This window comes from Micromonospora sp. NPDC005979, assembly GCF_040614415.1.
Taxonomy (GTDB): domain Bacteria; phylum Actinomycetota; class Actinomycetes; order Mycobacteriales; family Micromonosporaceae; genus Micromonospora.
Map to the genome: position 1 here is coordinate 97781 of NZ_JBEXUR010000017.1, position 17299 is coordinate 115079.

A 17299-nucleotide genomic window follows, 5' to 3' on the forward strand; every position below is an offset into this window, starting at 1 on the left:
ACGCCTTGGCCGCCGGGCCGCTGGCTGTGCCGGCGGGTCTGCCCGGTCCACCTTCGCCCTTTGCTCTGCTTCCACCGAGGCGACAGTGACGGGCCGTGGGTGTTGCGTCCGTGGAAGCAGAGCAAAGGAAGCGAACCTGGTGGCGCCCGGTGAAGAAAGCCTGGTGGCGCCCGGTGGAGGCGGCCGCGCCCGTCGTGCGGGCCGTGACGACGTCGGCTCACCCCTCGCGGGTGGTCCCGGCCCGGAAGTTGACCATCTTGTGGGTGCCGTCGCAGAACGGCTTGAGCGCCGACTTGCCGCAGCGGCACAGCGCCACCGTGCCCCGGCGGGCGTCGATCCGCTCGCCGTCCGGGGTCACCACCGCGAAGTCGCCGCGGACGAGCAGTGGACCGTCCTCGTACGGGGTGATCGTGGCGGCGGCGGGCTCGCTGGTGTCGTCGGTGCGCATGGGCCCCGATGTGCCCGGCCCAGCCCCGGTGAAACCTGCGCGGCCGATCGCCGGTGATGACCGGCGCAACCCGCTGACCAGCGGATTGTGACTGCCGGGTGGGTGATGCCCCGTTTGAACCCCATCGGGACGGGAAGCCGGGCCGCGTGGTGAGCGAACGAGGCAAGGTGGGGCCGGTGCACAAGGTGCACAAGGGGCTCACGGCCGATGGCGCCGGTCTGGCCGGCGACCGGGTCGTGGCCCAGGGCAGCGCCGCCCGGGTGCTGGTCGCCGCCACCGCCCGGGCGCTGCGGGGCGCGGACTGCGCCGACCTCGGGCACACCGGGCCGATCTCGCGGTTCCCGACGGCGCCCGAGCCGGTACGCCGGGCTGCGGCGACCCGGGCCGCCGGGCGGGTCGCCCTCACCGTCGACCAGATCGGTGAGGTGGACGCGGCCCGGGTGGCACGCTGGTTCGTCGACCAGTACCCGCGCCGCAGCTATCCCGGGGTGCTCATCGGCTCGCCGCACGGTGCGGCCGCCCACCTGGCGATCGCTCTCGGCGTGCCGTGGCTGCCCGCCGGCTTCGAGATGACCGTGCACTGGAGCGACGGGGCCGTGGACCGTCCCCGGGAGGCGCTGGCGCACGGGGGCGCGCTCGCCGAGCGGCTGGTCGGCGGCAACCCCGACGTGCACCTGCGCCAGGTGCACTGCCCGGCCAGTCGGGGAACCCTCACCGGCGTCACCGTGTCGCTGGCCGCCCGCTGGCGGTCGCTGCCGGCCGCGTACGCGCAGTTCCTGACCGACCGGCTGAGCGCCGACGCCCCGGTGCTCCTGGTGCGGGACGCGCGCACGTGGCCCGTGCTGGAACGCGGGCCCGGGCACAGCTTCCAGGTCGGCTGCCCGGCGAGCGGACTGGACCCGGTGGACTTCCATCCCGACAGCCACGCCCTGCGGCAGGTCCTGCGGGCGGTGGGCGGCGACGCCGCCCGGTGGGCGCCGCCGGAGGTGTCGGTGCCGTCGGGCGACGCCGAGTACGGCATGGACCCCGGATTCGAGCTCGCCGCCCGGGACTTCGCGGGCCGTCACGGGCGCCCGCTGCACCGGGTGCTGGTGCCCCGGCCGGGAGCGTTGAGCGCCGCGGTGGCCGACCTCTACCGGCGCTGGTTGCGGGCCGCCGGCAAGACCGGTGACCGGTTGGTGGTGGAATGCGGCCGGCTGCTCGATCCGTGGCAGGTGGTGCGGGCGGGGCTGGTGCCGTACTGGTGCGAGAACGCGACCCGCCGCAGCGTGGACGAGGCCGAGTGGTGGCTGGCCGGCAGCGAGGAGTTCAGCTCGGTGGACGTCCTGCCCGAGCCGCCCGGTATGCGCTCGCCCGCCCTGGCCGGGCTCCCACAGTGGTTGGCGGTGGCGGGCTTCGGCCGACGACGCCGGGCGCTGGACCGGACCTCCGCGCGGGGCTATCCGGTGACGTCCGTGCCGACGCGCCGGGCCACCGAGGTCATGCGCGCCCAGCCGTACGACCTGCCCGTCCCGCCCCCGTTGGGGGTCGCGGAGGCCCTGTCGGTGCTCCGTGACACCGGCGGCCACCAGGGGTTGCTCGTCTCCTGAAGGGGAGGACGCCGAAACTTCCTCGCGAACCCGGGGTCCCGTGATTGAGTACCTACGGAGCGGGAACATCGCTGGCTGCGACGACCTGATCGCGCTGCGTAGAGATGTTGTCGCCCGCTGGCATCCCAGTCACTGACCCACTTTCCGGCCCGGTGCGTGGCTCGACCACGCGCACGACCGGTTTCCCGATCCGGGCGGGGGACCTTCCTGAGGGAGGCGCGGATGTTCGGACAGACGAGCACGACCACGACCACACCACCACCCACCGAGCGTGGTCTGGAGGACCTGGACGCGGCGGCGCTGGCGTACGCGGCCCGGATCGAAGGGCTGCCGCCGGAGCGGCGGCAGGAGGCGCGGGACGACCTGGTCCGCTTCGCGCTGCCGTTCGCCGGCCGGCTGGCCCGCCGTTACCGGGGGCGGGGCGAACCGCTGGAGGACCTGGAGCAGGTGGCCCGCCTGGGGCTGGTCAACGCCGTCGACCGGTACGACCCGGAGCGGGGTTCGTTCACGGCGTACGCGGCGATCACCATCGTGGGCGAGATCAAGCGCCACTTCCGGGACCGCACCTGGGGCGTCCACGTGCCCCGGCGGCTGCGTGACCTGATCCTCGAGGTGGGGCAGGCCACCGCCGCGCTGACCAGCGAGTTGTCCCGCGCGCCGTCGGTGGCCGAGCTGTCGGCCCGGCTGGAGACGCCGGAGGAGGAGATCCTCGCGGCGTTGGAGTCGGCAGCCGGCTACAGTCCGGCGTCGCTGAACGCGCCGGTCGGCGGGGAGAGCTCCGCGGAGTTCGGCGACCTGGTCGGCGAGTCGGACAACGCCCTCGAATCGGTCGACGACCGGGTGACGGTGAGCGGCCTGCTGCACCGGCTGCCCTGGCGTGAGCGCCGCATCCTCGCCATGCGCTTCTACGGCAACCAGACCCAGGCGGAGATCGCCGCCCGGTTCGGCATCTCGCAGATGCACGTGTCCCGCCTGCTGTCGCGGGCGCTGACCTGGCTGCGGCAGGCCATGCTCGCCGACGCCCCACCGCCCTGGCAGAACGGCGCCGCCGAACCGGATCCGGGCAAGACCCGCATCTCGGTACGGCAGAACGGTGACCGGGTGGTCGTCGAGGTCGGCGGCGAGGTCGACCGCGACGGCGCGGACCAGCTACGCCGTGCGATGTTGGAGGCCGTCACCGGCCAGCCGAGCGAGGTCGTCGTCGACCTGGTCGGCGCGGGCGGGTTCGACGCCGGTGGGATCGCCGCGCTGGTGGCGGGTCGGGAGGCAGCCGAGCGTACCGGCGTGCCGTTGCGGCTCACCCGGGTGCAGCCGGCGGTGCGCCGCTCGCTCACCGCCGCCGGGCTGCCGCCGGCCCGGGACTGATCCACCGACGACAGCAGGGGCCCGACACCGCACAGGTGTCGGGCCCTTTGGCGCGTACCGACTCTCAGCGGTCCTCGGTCTCACCGCCGTCGCTGTGCGGATGCCGCCAGCGTTCGTGCGGCTTCGGCGCGTCCTGTGCGTCCTGCGGGGCGTCGCTCTGCTCGAAGCTGGGCCGGCGTACGCCCTCGGGCACCGGCACGTCCACCGGGCGGGCGCCGGACTCGGGGGCCGGGTGGTAGCGGGCCGCCTCCGGGGCACCGTGCGCGCCCTCGGGGGCGGGTGACTCGGGCGCGTGGTGCTCGAGGTGTATCTCGTCGCCGAAGTGCTGCGGCGGCTTCGTGGTGCGCTGCGGCAGGTCCCGGCCCAGGTCGGCGACGAGCGGCCCGTACTTCAGGTCGAACGCCGGCCGCTCCGAGCGGATGCGGGGCATCTTGTCGAAGTTGCGCAGCGGCGGCGGGCAGGTGGTCGCCCACTCCAGCGAGTTGCCGAAGCCCCACGGGTCGTCCACCGTGACGATCGCGCCGTACCGCCAGGACTTCCAGGCGTTGTAGATGAAGAAGAGCGTGGACAGGCCGAGGATGAACGCGAAGATGCTGGAGATGGTGTTCAGCGTGGTGAAGCCGTCGGTGGGCAGGTAGTCGGCGTACCGGCGGGGCATGCCCTCGGCGCCCAGCCAGTGGTGCACCAGGAAGGTGCCGTGGAAGCCGATGAACATCGTCCAGAAGTGCGCCTTGCCGAGCCGCTCGTCGAGCAGCCGCCCGGTCATCTTCGGCCACCAGAAGTAGTAGCCGCCGAAGAGCGCGAAGACGACGGTGCCGAACACGACGTAGTGGAAGTGCGCCACCACGAAGTAGCTGTCGTGGGTGTGCCAGTCGACCGGCGGGCTGGCCAACAGCACCCCGGTGAGGCCGCCGAGCAGGAAGGTCACCAGGAAGCCGATGGCGAACAGCATCGGCGTCTCGAAGGTGAGCTGCCCCTTCCACATGGTGCCGATCCAGTTGAAGAACTTCACTCCGGTGGGCACCGCGATCAGATAGCTCAGGATGCTGAAGAACGGCAGCAGCACCTGTCCGGTGGCGAACATGTGATGCGCCCACACGGTCATCGAGAGCACGGTGATCGCGATGGTCGCCAGCACCAGGCCGGTGTAACCGAAGATCGGCTTGCGGGAGAACACCGGGATGATCTCGGTGATGATGCCGAAGAACGGCAGCGCGATGATGTAGACCTCGGGATGGCCGAAGAACCAGAACAGGTGCTGCCAGAGCATCGGGCCGCCGGTGGCCGCGTCGTACACGTGCGCGTTGAGCAACCGGTCGGCGGAGAGCGCCAGCAGCGCGGCGGCCAGCAGCGGGAAGACGAGGATCACCAGCACGCTGGTGAACAGCATGTTCCAGGTGAAGATCGGCATCCGGAACAGGGTCATCCCGGGCGCGCGCAGGGTCAGGATCGTGGTGATCAGGTTGACCGCGCCCAGGATGGTGCCCAGGCCGGAGAGCACCAAGCCCACCACCCACATGTTCGCGCCCACGCCGGGGCTGTTCTCGACGCTGCTCAGCGGGTTGTAGGCGGTCCAGCCGAAGTCCGCCGAACCGCCCGGCGCAGCGAACCCGCCGATCACCATCAGGCCGCCGAACAGGTACAGCCAGTAGGCCAGCGCGTTGAGCCGGGGGAACGACACGTCCGGCGCGCCGATCTGGATCGGCACGATGAAGTTGGCGAATCCGAAGGCGGCGGGCGTGGCGAACAGCAGCAGCATCACCGCGCCGTGCGAGGTGAAGAGCTGGTTGTACTGCTCGGAGGAGAGGAACTGCAGGCCCGGCCGAGCCAGCTCGGCGCGCATCACCATCGCCTGCAGGCCCGCCACGAGGAAGAACCCGAAGGAGGTCAGCAGGTACAGCACACCGATCTGCTTGTGGTCGGTGGTGGCGAGGAACTTGATCAGGGAGTTGCCGGGGACCGGCGTCCGCAACGACCCGGGAAAGCCCCCGAAGCGGGCCGGTGCCAGGATCGCCGGGCCCCGATCGCGAACGGGCTCGGTGGTTACCCGCTTGGGCATGGCTGCTCACCCCGTCGTGACGGCAGAAAGGACGGGCGTGCCTACCCGACCCTTGCACCATGTAACCAGGCTTAAGCGGTGAATTCGGTCAGATCGCTGGTACCGGTCGAAGTGCCCCGCAGCCTCAGGTCGCCGGCAGCATCGCCCAGACGGCCTTGCCCCGACCCGCCGGCACGCTGCCCCACCGCTGCGCCAGCTCGCGGACCAGCAGCAGCCCGCGGCCACCCTCGGCCCGCAGGTCCAGGCCGGCGGGTTGGGCCGCCGCCGGGCTGCCGTCCACCACGGCCAGGTGCAGGTACGGCCGCCGCAGCGTCAGGGTCACCTGCATGGGGGTGCCCACGTGCCGGACGACGTTGCCGACCAGCTCGGTGAGCACGAGAGCCGCCGGGCCGGCCGCGTCGGGCAGGTTCCACCGGGCGCACGCGTCGCCGACCAGCTCCCGGGCTCGCCGGCACGCCTCCGCCACCGGCTCCAACCGGGCGCGGACCCGCAGCGTTCCCTGCGCGCCCGCCACCCTCGTCGCCTCCGCGCAGTCCTGCGAGACCGGAACCACCCGGCACGTCGTCGACTCGGCCAGCCACCGGGCGGCGGCCGGGGGCGGGGCGCAGAGCACCACCGGCACGGCCGGCCACTCCTCGGCACGCCGGGCCGTCGCCGCGAAGACCGACAGCGCCAACCGGTCCCGCACGGTCACCCGGGCGAGGTCGACCACCAGCGCCTCCGGCTGGGTCGCCAGCGCCCCGTTCAGCGCCTGGTGCACCGACCGCATGGTGCCCAGGTCCAGGGCGCCGGTGAGCCGGACGACCGCCACCGGTGCCGTGTCGCGCACCTCGCAGGTGATCCGGCTGGCCATCGGGGCGTCCTCGATTCGCTTGTGGGTCGGGATCTGCCCACTACCCGAGGTGCCGCGCCAGCAAACCGGACCGGTCGGTAGGGCGACGCGGCTCACGGTCGCCGGGGCCGCGCGGTCAGCAGACCCAGCGCGATCAGACCGAGGCCCAGGCCGAGGTGCAGCCAACCGTCGGCGGCGTTGACCGGCAGGACGTTCGCGCCGGTGTCGCGGTCCACCGCCAGTCCGTAGAGCCAGAGCACCAGGTAGACCGCGCCGCCGCCGACCAGGAAGGTCCGCGCGCCGCCGACCGTCCGCGCCAGCGCCAGGCCGACGACCCCGAACAGCAGGTGTACGAGGTTGTGCAGCACCGAGACCTGGAAGGCGCCGAACAGGAACGCGCCCGAGGTGTGCCCCGCGAAGCGCAGGTTCTGCGTACCGCTGGTGATTCCCGGGACGAAACCGAGCACACCGACCAGCAGGAACACGACGGACGCGGTGCTGGCCGCGCGGCGTACCGGCGGCTTGCCGTCGGCCGGGTTGGCCCGGGCCCGGGAGTGCGCCATCGGTCCGACCATCACCGGCTCCCTCGCTGCGCGGCAGGCGTACGGATGCGCCTACCCGTCGCCGCCGGGGGGCAAACGCGCCGGCGGCGATCGCGGCTCAGACCGGTTGCAGGCGGGGCGTGGTCGCCAGCTCGCGGACCCGCTGGTACAGCTCGACGTAGCGCTGGGCCATCACCGCGGGCGTGAACCGCTCTGCCGCGACCCGGCGGCACTCGTGCGGGTCGAGCAGGTCCGCGGCCAGCACCAGATCGGCCAGCTCATCCTCATCGCCGGTGAGCAGGCCGGTGCGTCCGTGCTCGATCAACTCGGGCAGGCAGCCCCGGGCGGTGGCCACCACCGGCGTACCCAGGGCAAGCGACTCGACCACGGCCGTGCCCCCCGGCTCCTCCCAGCGCAGCGGGAACAGCGAGGCGCGGGCGCTGGCCAGCAGGTCGTCGCGCTCCTGCCCGGCCACGGTGCCGACCCAGCGGACCAGGTCGCCATCGACGTGCGGCGCCACCTCGTCGAGGAAGAACCGCACGTCCGGGTTCTGCCGGGCCTCGTCGCCGGCCGCCGCCAGGTCGGCCGGGCGGTGGTACGGCCCGACGGGACCGGCGAGCACCAGCGGTACGCCGATCCGCCGCGCGAGCCGCGCGCCCACGTCCTGCCCCTTGCCCGGGTTGATCCGTCCGAGGATGAGCAGGTGGTCGCCCTTGGGCGGACCGGGCCGACGGTCGGCGTCCACGGCCAGCGGGGTGGACAGGTGCACGTGACCCACCGAGTGCTCCCGCAGCGCCAGCGGCGCCCGGGCCAACTGCGACGCCGAGACGCCGTTGACCCGGACCCGGTCGCCGCCGTCGAGAGTGCCGTAGAGCGCGGGGTGCTTGGCCAGGTCCCAGTGCAGGGTGTGCAGCACCGGCGGCCCGGACGGTCCCATCGCGGTGAGCGTGGCCAGCCCGACCGCCTCCACGTGGTCGTGCACCAGGTCGATGTCGTCGCGGGAGTGCAGCTCGCGGACCACCCCGGCCAGGTGCGCCTGCGCGATGCCACAGACCTGGTTGTAGGGCCGTTGCAGCGCGCCGAACTGCCCGTCGGGAAAGACCGACACCTTCTCGTCCACCGGCAGGGCGCTGGACTCCACCGAGGCGAGCACCACGCGCACGCCGAGCCGGCGCAGCTCCGGCACCAGGGTCGCGATCACGTTCTCGATGCCCCCGTACCCGGGTGGGGGCACCGACAGCCACGGGCCGGCGTTCATCAGCACGGTGAGGCTCATCGGCGGTCCTTTCGTACCCGGGCGGTGGCCGGCCGACGAACCGGGGCGCTCACGCGGCCGCCACCCGTCGGCGGGGGAGCCGGTGGCGCAGCTCGGCCAGCGGCGGACGCTCCTCGATGGACACGTCGCTGACCACGACCTCCCGGTCCAGGTTGGGCAGGGTGTCGGACCCGCCCCGGCGGAACTGGGTCAGCAGCGCCTCCGGCATCAGACCGGGGGTCGCCCAACCGCGTCGTTGCAGCCGGGACCACGCGGTCAGCATGATCTGCGCGGACATCCGGCCCAGCGCCGCCGTGTCCTGGTGACGGTGCTTGCGTTCGCCCAGGTCGACCTGCGCCAGCGCGTCCAGACCGACCAGGTCCAGCAGGTCGATCATCATGGCGGTCTCCACGCCGTACCCGGAGACGAACGGCACCCGGGCCAGCACGTCGCGACGGCCGGCGTACTCACCGGCGAGCGGCTGCACGAAGCCGGCCAGTTCGGGCCAGAAGAGGTTGAGCAGCGGTCGGGCCATCAGTTCGGTCACCCGCCCGCCGCCGTCCTGTTCGACCGTGGCGGATCCGACGAGCGGGCGGTGGTAGAAGCCCTTCACGAAGTCCACCGACGGGTCGGTGAGCAGCGGCCCGAGCAGGCCGGTGACGAAGTGCGGGCGGAACTCCCGCAGGTCGGCGTCGATGAACGCCACCACGTCGCCCTCGGCGGCGGCCAGCCCCGCCCAGAGCGCGTCGCCCTTGCCGGTGAGCCGGGGCAGGCCCCGGGTCATCGCGTCCTGGCTGACCACCTCCGCGCCGGCGGCCCGGGCCACCTGGGCGGTGCGGTCGGTCGACCGTGAATCCACCACGATCAGCTCGTCGACGAGCGCGACCCGGTCCATCAGATGCTCCCGGATGGTCGACACGATCGCGCCGACCGTCGCCTCCTCGTTTCGTGCCGGCAGCACCACGCTGACCCGGCTCTCGCCCTTGGCACGAAGCAACCGGCGTGCCGGCCAGTCCGCCGCCGACGTGGTCCGGTACGTGGCCCACGCCTCCACCACCGGTGACACGGTCGTATCCCGCACGGGCACCCCCTCTTCTCGTGCGTGGAACAAGCGGGGCTCTAATTCCCACTTGCCGCCTCGCGCTAACCGTTCCCAGGGCAACAGCTTGATCACGACGTGGCATCGGCGCGTTCCCGGGGGATGAACGTTTGATTGCGCGCCTGCCAGGGGACTGCTCCCGACGGAGCCGAAACGTTCTCGGAAGAGGTTGTCGAATGGTCAGCTGTCGGGTGGGCCTGGTCGGTGCAGGCGGAGTGGCGCAGCGTCATGCGCGGGTGCTGTCCGGATTCGACGACGTCGAGATCGTCGGGGTCACCGACGTCGTTCCGGAAGCGGCGGCCGCGCTGGCCGCGCGGCACGACGCGCGGACCTTCACCGACGTGGCCCAGCTGCTGGCCGCCGGCCCCGACGCGGTGTACGTCTGCGTGCCGCCCTTCGCGCACGGCCCCGCCGAGGAGGCGGTGATCGACGCCGGGGTGCCGATGTTCGTGGAGAAGCCCGTCGCCGTCGACCTGGGCATCGCCGAACGCATCGCCGACCTCGTCGCCCGGCGCGGAGTGCGCACCGCCGTCGGGCACCACTGGCGTTACCTGAGCGTGCTCGACACGGCCCGTGAGCTGCTCGCCGACCGTCCGGTGCGGATGGTCAGCGGCGCCTGGCTGGACAAGGTGCCACCGGTCGCCTGGTGGTCGCGGCGCGACCGCTCCGGCGGCCCGGTCGTCGAGCAGGCCGCCCACGTGCTGGACCTGATCCGGGTGCTGGCCGGCGAGGTGACCGAGGTCACCGCGTACGGCAACGGCACGCCACCGCCTGTCGACGGCGCGGACATCGACTCGGTGACCACCGCCACGCTGCGCTTCGCCAGGGGCGCGGTCGGCACGCTCAGCGCCGCCTGCGTGCTGGGCTGGAAACATCGCGCCGGCCTGGAGATCCTCGCCGACGGGCTGGCCCTGTCGCTGGGCGAGGACGGCCTGCTGATCCGTGACGCCGACGGCGAACGGCACGTCCCGGCCGATCCGGAGGCCGCCCGGGTGGCGGTGGACCGCGCGTTCGTCGACGCCGTCCGCGGTGTCGGCGACGACGTGCGGGTCCCGTACGCCGAGGCGGTGAAGACCCAGCGGCTCGCCCTCGCGGTGGCCGACTCGGCCCGCGGTGGCCGGACGATCCGACTCACCACACCCGCCGATTCGCACGCCCTGGACACCGGGGTGACCGTCGATGCCTGATCGGGTCGTCGCGGTCACCGCCCCCGGCCGGGTCGAGATCGTCGAGCAGGAGGCCGCGCCGCTGCGGCCCGGCACGTTCCGCGTCGAGACGATGTTCAGCGGCGTCTCCGCCGGCACCGAGCTGAGCTACGTCAAGGGCACGAACCCCTACCTGAACGTCACCTGGGACGCCGACCTCGGGCTCTTCCAACCCGGCGCGGCCAGCACCCCGTACCCGGTGACCCGGCTGGGTTACATGCAGGTGGGCCGGGCGGTGGAGAGCGCGACCCCGGCGGTGGCGGTGGGCACGGTCGGCGCGATGACGTACGGGCACCGCACCGGCTGGCTGGCCGACCCGGTCGCCGAACGGTTCGTGCCGCTGCCCGAAGACCTGGACCCGCTGCTCGGCGTCTACGTCGCGCACATGGGCCCGATCTGCGCCAACGGTCTGCTGCACGCCGCCGCCGACCTGCACGGCGCGGACGTCCGCTCGCTCGGCGACGGGGTACGCGGCCGGCGGGTCGCGGTGGTCGGCGCCGGAGTGGTGGGCCTGCTGACCGCCCTGCTGGCCCGCCGGCACGGCGCCGCGTCGGTGGTGGTGCTCGACCCGACCCCGCAGCGTCGTCGGGTCGCCGACGCGCTCGGCCTGGAATCGCTCGACCCGGAGGCGGACGACCCCGCCGTGCTGCTGAAGACCCGGTGGGCCCACGTCGCCGGCGACCGGGGCGCCGACGTGGTGTTCCAGTGCCGGGGACAGGCGTGGGCGCTGCACCTCGCGCTGCGGCTCCTGCGCCCGCAGGGCACCGTGATCGACCTGGCCTTCTACCAGGGCGGCGCGGACGCGGTGCGGCTCGGCGAGGAGTTCCACCACAACGGTCTGGCCCTGCGCTGCGCGCAGATCGGACGGGTGCCGCGCGGGCTCGCGCCCACCTGGGACCGGGAGCGGCTCTCCGCCGAGACCGTCGACCTGCTGCGGACGTACGGGGACGTCATCCGCAAGCACCTGGTCTCGGCGGTGGTCCCGTTCGACGAGGCGCCCACCCTGCTCACCGACCTGGCCGAGCGTCGCCGCCAGGAGCTACAGGTGGTCCTGGCCGGCTGAGGAGCCGTCGCGGGGTGAATGGGCCGGCTACCGTTCGCCCCATGAGCACCTCGACGGACACGCCGGTCGACAGCCGCCCGATCGGTCTTCGCGCCCTGCTGCCGTACCTGCGCGAGCATCGGGGCACCCTCGTCGTGGTGGGCGTGTTGTCGCTGGCCGGTTCGGCGGCGTCACTGGCCCAACCGCTGCTCACCCGGTCGGTCCTCGACCGGATCGGCCGCGAACACTCGGTCTGGTGGCTGGTGGCGGTGCTGGTGGGGCTCGTGGTGCTCGGCGCGGCGATCGGCGGCCTGCGCGACTACCTGCTGCAACGCACCGCCGAAGGGCTGGTGCTGGGCACCCGGCGACGGCTGGCGGCCCACCTGCTGCGGCTCCCCATCGCCGAGTACGACCAGCGGCGCACCGGCGACCTGCTCTCCCGGGTGGGCTCGGACACCACCCTGCTGCGGGCGGTGGTCACCTCCGGCCTGTTCGAGACCGTCACCGGAGCGGTGATGGTGGTCGGGGCGGGCACCGCGATGGTGCTGCTCGACCCACTGCTGTTCGGCGTCACCCTGCTCGGGGTGGGCCTCGGGCTGGGCTTCGCGGCAACCTTCGCCCGGCGGGTCCGGGCGTTGGCCCGCGCCGCCCAGGAGCGGGTCGGCGAGATGACCTCGGCGGTGGAGCGGGCGATCTCGGCGGCCCGGACCATCCGGGCCAGCCGGGCCGAGGCGCGGGAGGCGGACACCGTCGCCGTGAGCGCCCGCGAGGCGTACGGGGCGGGGTTGCGGGTGGCCCGGGTGCAGGCGCTGATCGGCCCGATCGGCTCGGTCACCGTGCAGGGGGCGTTCCTGCTCGTGCTCGGCATCGGCGGGGCGCGGGTCGCCGCCGGGGCGATCTCCGTGGGCGATCTGGTCGCCTTCGTCATGTACCTGTTCCTCCTGGCGTTGCCGCTGGGCCAGGTGCTGCGCGCGTACACCCAGTTGCAGTCCGGTCTGGGCGCCCTGCAGCGGATCGAGGAGATCCTGGACGTGCCGGCGGAGGGCGCGGCGGACCGACCGACGGCCGGGCCCGCGACGACGACCCCGCGCCGGCCCGCACCCATGATCGAGTTCGACCGGGTCGGGTTCGGCTACCCGGGCGGCGCGTCGGTGCTGCACGACGTCAGCTTCGCGGTGCCGACCGGCACCCGTACCGCGCTGGTCGGCCCGTCGGGCGCCGGCAAGTCGACGCTGCTGGCCCTGGTCGAGCGCTTCTACGAGGTCAGCGCCGGCGCGGTCCGGGTCGACGGCGTGGACGTGCGGGAGCTGCCCCGCGACGCGCTGCGGGCCCGGCTCGGCTACGTGGAGCAGGAGGCGCCCGTGCTCGCCGGCACGCTGCGCGAGAACCTGCTGATCACCGCCCCCGACGCGACGGACGACCGGTTGCGCGAGGTCCTGGACGAGGTCAACCTCACCCACCTGGCCCAGCGCACCCCGCAGGGCCTCGACGTGCAGGTGGGGGAGGGCGGGGTGCTGCTCTCCGGGGGTGAGCGGCAACGGCTGGCCATCGGGCGGGCCCTGCTGGCCGGCCCGCCGGTGCTGCTGCTCGACGAGCCGACCAGCAACCTCGACGCGCGCAACGAGGCCGCCCTGCGCCGCGCCATCGACGCGGTGGCCGTGCGCCGTACGCTGCTGATCGTGGCGCACCGACTCGCCACCGTGGTGGACGCCGACCAGATCGTCGTCCTCGACGGCGGCCGGGTGGTGGCCGTGGGCACCCATGCCGAGCTGACCGCCACCGACCCGCTCTACCGGGAGTTGGCCACCCACCAACTGCTGGTCGCCTGAGGGGGCCCAACTTGCCGGGCGGCCGGGCCGCCCGTGTCGGTCGAGAATCGCGTACCGTTGCCGCTCATGGGTGTGTCGCAACGGTTCAAGAGCAAGTTCCGGCGTTTCCTCCAGCGCCCGGGATCAACCGTGGATCTTGCTCCGCTGGAGAAGCTGCTGCCGGCGATCGCGGCGCGCGAGGACGACCTCGCCGCGCTTGACGACGCCGAGTTGACCGAGGCCGCCGGTGCCGCCACCGGCTACGAGGAGATCTGCGCGGTCGGCCGCGAGGCCGCCCGCCGGGGCCTCGACCAGCGGCCGTACGACGTGCAGCTACTCGGTGCGATGGCGCTGCTCTCCGGCAAGGTCGCCGAGATGGCCACCGGTGAGGGCAAGACGCTGACCGCCACCATCGCCGCGTACGGGCACGTCCGGCTGGGCAACGGTCCGGTGCACGTGCTCACCGTCAACGACTACCTGGCCCGCCGGGACGCCCAGTGGATGGAGCCCGTCTACACGCTGCTCGGCCTGACCGTCGGCTGGGTCAACGAGGCGTCCACGCCCCAGGAGCGGCGCGACGCGTACTCCTGCGACGTCACCTACATCTCGGTCAGCGAGGCGGGCTTCGACTACCTGCGCGACCAGCTCGTCACCGACGTCGAAGACCGCGTGCAGCCGGTGCTGACCACGGCGATCATCGACGAGGCCGACTCGATCATGATCGACGAGGCCCGGGTGCCGATGGTGCTCGCCGGCGCGGTGCCGGGCGAGCAGGACCCGGTGCACACCGCCGCCGCGCTGGTGCGTGGCCTGCGCAAGGGCCGGCACTACACGATCGCCGAGGACGGCCGCAGCGTGGCGTTCACCTCCGCCGGCCTGGCCGCCGTCGAGGCCAAGCTCGGCATCGACCTGTACGACGAGGAGCACGTCGAGCAGCTCTCCGCCGTCCACGTGGCGCTGCACGCCCAGACCCTGCTGCACCGTGACGTGGACTACATCGTCCGGGACGGCTCGGTCGAGCTGATCGACGAGATGCGCGGCCGGGTGGCCCAGCGCCGCCGGTGGCCCGACGGGCTCCAGGCGGCGGTCGAGGCCAAGGAGGGGCTGGACGCCACCGCCGAGGGTGAGGTGCTCGGCACCATCGCCGTGCAGGCGTTCATCGCGCTCTACCCGAAGGTGTGCGGCATGACCGCCACCGCGGTGCTGGTCGGCGACCAGCTGCGGGAGTTCTTCGGCCTCGAGGTCGCGGTGATCCCGCCGAACACGCCGTGCGTCCGCGAGGACGAGCCGGACCGGATCTACGCCACCCGCGCCGAGAAGGACGAGGCGCTGATCGACGAGATCCGCCGTTGCCACGACGCCGGGCGGCCGGTGCTCGTCGGCACCCTGGACGTCAAGGAGTCCGAGGCGCTGGCCGCCGGGCTCAACGCGGCCGGCGTGTCCTGCGTGGTGCTGAACGCCAAGAACGACGACGAGGAAGCGGCGATCATCGCCGAGGCCGGCGCGTACGGCGCGGTGACGGTCTCCACCCAGATGGCCGGCCGGGGCGTCGACATCCGCCTCGGCGGCAGCGACCAGGCCGACCGGGACCGGGTGGCCGAGCTGGGCGGCCTCTACGTGATCGGCAGCGGCCGGCACGACAGCCGCCGCGTCGACGACCAGCTGCGGGGCCGCGCCGGCCGACAGGGCGACCCGGGTGGCTCGGTCTTCTTCGTCAGCCTGGAGGACGACCTGGTCGTCCGGCACGCCGCCGACGCGGTGCCCCCGTCGCCGCGGATGAACGCGGACGGCCTGGTCACCGACGAGCAGGTCGACTACGCGGTCGAGCACGCCCAGCGGGTCGCCGAGGGCGTCAACCACGAGATCCACCGCAACACCTGGCGCTACAGCGTGGTGATCGAGCAGCAGCGCATCGCCCTGGCCGCCCGCCGCGAGCGCCTGCTGACCAGCGACGTGGCCGCCCTGATGCTGCTGGACAAGGAACCCGAGAAGGCCGGCGAGATGGACGAGGACCTGCTCGCCCGGGCGGCCCGGTCGATCGCGCTCTTCCACCTGGACCGGCTCTGGGCCGAGCACCTGGCCGAGCTGTCCGAGGTCCGTGAGGGCGTACACCTGCGTGCCCTGGGGCGGCTCGACCCGCTGGACGAGTTCCACCGGGCGGCGGTGCCGGCGTTCAACAACCTCGTCCCGGAGATCGAGGCGCGCACCATCGCCACGTTCAACGAGACCGAATTCGATGAGGACTGGGAGCCCGAGGACGGCACCCTGGTCCGGCCGACCGCCACCTGGACGTACCTGGTGCACGACAACCCGTTCGGCTCCGAGCTCGACCGGCTGATCGCCTCGATCGGGCGGCGGCTCAGCGGCGCGTCGCGCTGACCTGGCTCGCCGGGGTCTCCGCCGTACCTCCGGGTAGGGCGGAGACCCCTCCGTGCGCCGTTTCGATCCCGGTTTGCGAGGGTAGTAGGGCGGGTCGGTCAAGGCGGGAAAGAGAGCAGACGATGGCACACGTGACGACGTCGGCGGGATGGACGCGAGGGCGTACGAGGGCAGTGCGACGGTGAACCTGGACACGCGGGAACCGGTGGTCGAACGACTCGGTGTGCTGGAGACAGCCGCGCTGCTGCGGGAGCTGACCGCCGGCCTGATCGGCCTGACCGATTTCGATGAGGCGCTGCTGGCGCTGGTCCGGGTCACCCGGGACGCGGTGGCCGGGGTGCGCTGGTGCGGGTTCACCGCACTGCGCGCCGGCGAGCCGGCCAGCCTGGCCGCCTCCGACGACCGGATGGCCGGCCTCGACGACCTGCGCCACGGGCCCGACACGCCGGCCATGAGCGCGATCCGACGCCGCGAGATGATCCTCGCTGTCGACCTGGCCGGCGAGCCACGGTGGCCGACCTGGACGCCGCGCGCCCGTGACCTCGGCGTCCGAGGGGTGATCTCCGCGCCGGTGGACATCGACGACCAGGTGATCGGGGCGATCAACCTGTACGCCGCCGCGCCCGACGTGCTCACCCCGCAGCACCAACTCACCGCGATGCTGCTCGCCGAACACGCCGGTCTGCTGCTGGCCGCCGTTCGGGACCGGGGCCGCCAGCAGGCGCTCGCCGGGGAGCGGGACGCCGCGCTCCTGCACGAGGGTGTCGTCGGCCAGGCGATCGGGGTGATCATGACGCAGCGGGGGTGTCCGGCCGCCGAGGCCCTGGACGTGCTGCGTACCGCCGCCTCGTCGCTGGACATACCGCTGCGCGAGGTCGCCGAACGTCTGGTGCGGACGGTCTCCCGCCCCCGTGAGAGCTGACCGTCGACCGGCGCGGGTGGATGCCCGTTCTCCCGGTCGGCGGCGAGTCGGGCGGCATCGTTTCACCGCTCGGGCGCTCGGGTAGCAGTCTGGTACCGATGGACTGCGCCTGACCCCGGGGAGGACCGATGCAGAGCCGGCTGCGGGTGCAGGGGCACCCCATCCAACCGATGTTGGTGACGTTCCCGCTCGGGCTCTTCGTCAGCGCCACGGTCTTCGACCTCACCGACGTCGCCGGGGGGCCGGTCTTCCTCGGCGAGGTCGGCTACTGGACCAGCGTCGCCGCCCTCTTCGCCGCCGCCATGACGGCCATCGCGGGCATGGTCGACCTGTGGGACGTGCCGGTCGACGGCACCCGCCGTACGGCCATCGCCTTCAACCTGGTGAACGCCGCCATGGCGGGGCTGTTCCTGATCACCAGCCTGGTCCGCGCCCACTCGCCGGATCGTGGCGCGACGGCCGCGATCCTGTTCACCGAGCTGGTGGCGCTGGCGGCCGGCGGGGTCGGCGTGTGCCTGGGCGCGCGGCTCATGCGCCAGTTCGACGGGGGTCGCGTCGAGACCGGCAGCCTGGACACCCTCGCCGGTGGCACGGTCGAGGTCGTCCGCCCCCGCCCGTGATCGCGGTCTTGATCGACTCAGTCTTGCATGATCGACTCGGTCTCCGGAAAGACGGGGCGTCGGCGGCTCGGTGACAGAACGGCTTCCAGGAACGCGAGTCGATCAAGCGCCGGGTAATTGGATTGCCGCCCGGA

Annotated in this window: 14 protein-coding genes; 8 read left to right on the forward strand and 6 right to left on the reverse strand. The window is 73.1% G+C overall.

All coding sequences use genetic code 11. The features are described 5' to 3' along the window. Positions 1–217: 217 nt before the first annotated feature. Positions 218–448 carry a CDGSH iron-sulfur domain-containing protein gene (locus ABZ272_RS25385; RefSeq protein WP_355052417.1) on the reverse strand — a complete coding sequence of 77 codons (231 nt, stop codon included), beginning with the start codon at positions 446–448 and terminating at the stop codon, positions 218–220. A 176-nt stretch (positions 449–624) separates the two neighbouring features. Here ABZ272_RS25385 and ABZ272_RS25390 point away from each other — a divergent pair, with 176 nt between their 5' ends. Beyond that, positions 625–2037 (forward strand): hypothetical protein, encoded by a 1413-nt coding sequence (locus ABZ272_RS25390; protein WP_355052418.1) that lies wholly within the window; start codon positions 625–627, stop codon positions 2035–2037. A gap of 222 nt (positions 2038–2259) precedes the next feature. Continuing rightward, positions 2260–3402, forward strand: coding sequence for a SigB/SigF/SigG family RNA polymerase sigma factor (locus ABZ272_RS25395; protein ID WP_355052419.1), 1143 nt, complete (start codon positions 2260–2262; stop codon positions 3400–3402). 64 nt (positions 3403–3466) lie between these two features. Here the strand turns inward: ABZ272_RS25395 and ctaD are convergent, their stop codons facing one another. From ctaD to ABZ272_RS25420, 5 genes are all read right to left on the reverse strand, one after another. Next, a complete protein-coding gene (gene ctaD, locus ABZ272_RS25400; RefSeq protein ID WP_355052420.1) occupies positions 3467–5461 on the reverse strand; it encodes a cytochrome c oxidase subunit I in 1995 nt (664 codons plus the stop codon). Between the two features lie 124 nt (positions 5462–5585). After that, positions 5586–6314 carry an STAS domain-containing protein gene (locus tag ABZ272_RS25405; protein ID WP_355052421.1) on the reverse strand — a complete coding sequence of 243 codons (729 nt, stop codon included), beginning with the start codon at positions 6312–6314 and terminating at the stop codon, positions 5586–5588. A gap of 92 nt (positions 6315–6406) precedes the next feature. Then, entirely contained in the window at positions 6407–6856 is a 450-nt protein-coding gene (locus ABZ272_RS25410; RefSeq protein WP_355052476.1) for a DUF4383 domain-containing protein, read from the reverse strand. A 97-nt stretch (positions 6857–6953) separates the two neighbouring features. Beyond that, entirely contained in the window at positions 6954–8111 is a 1158-nt protein-coding gene (locus ABZ272_RS25415; RefSeq protein WP_355052422.1) for a glycosyltransferase, read from the reverse strand. 49 nt (positions 8112–8160) lie between these two features. Then, entirely contained in the window at positions 8161–9144 is a 984-nt protein-coding gene (locus ABZ272_RS25420) for a glucosyl-3-phosphoglycerate synthase (protein WP_355052477.1), read from the reverse strand. A 221-nt stretch (positions 9145–9365) separates the two neighbouring features. Here ABZ272_RS25420 and ABZ272_RS25425 point away from each other — a divergent pair, with 221 nt between their 5' ends. From ABZ272_RS25425 to ABZ272_RS25450, 6 genes are all read left to right on the forward strand, one after another. Beyond that, positions 9366–10376, forward strand: coding sequence for a Gfo/Idh/MocA family oxidoreductase (locus ABZ272_RS25425; RefSeq protein WP_355052423.1), 1011 nt, complete (start codon positions 9366–9368; stop codon positions 10374–10376). Next, positions 10369–11457 (forward strand): zinc-binding alcohol dehydrogenase, encoded by a 1089-nt coding sequence (locus ABZ272_RS25430; RefSeq protein ID WP_355052424.1) that lies wholly within the window; start codon positions 10369–10371, stop codon positions 11455–11457. Before ABZ272_RS25425 ends, ABZ272_RS25430 begins: the two co-directional genes overlap by 8 nt. Positions 11458–11498: 41 nt before the next feature. Next, on the forward strand, positions 11499–13265 hold the full coding sequence (locus ABZ272_RS25435) for an ABC transporter ATP-binding protein (RefSeq protein ID WP_355052425.1): 1767 nt from the start codon (positions 11499–11501) through the stop codon (positions 13263–13265). 66 nt (positions 13266–13331) lie between these two features. Next, a complete protein-coding gene (gene secA2 / locus ABZ272_RS25440; protein ID WP_355052426.1) occupies positions 13332–15623 on the forward strand; it encodes an accessory Sec system translocase SecA2 in 2292 nt (763 codons plus the stop codon). Positions 15624–15804: 181 nt separating this feature from the next. Continuing rightward, positions 15805–16545, forward strand: a complete 741-nt coding sequence (locus ABZ272_RS25445) for a GAF and ANTAR domain-containing protein (protein ID WP_355052478.1) — start codon at positions 15805–15807, stop codon at positions 16543–16545. A gap of 128 nt (positions 16546–16673) precedes the next feature. Continuing rightward, complete coding sequence (locus ABZ272_RS25450) at positions 16674–17165, forward strand: DUF2231 domain-containing protein (protein WP_355052427.1); 492 nt, start codon at positions 16674–16676, stop codon at positions 17163–17165. Positions 17166–17299 lie beyond the last annotated feature (134 nt).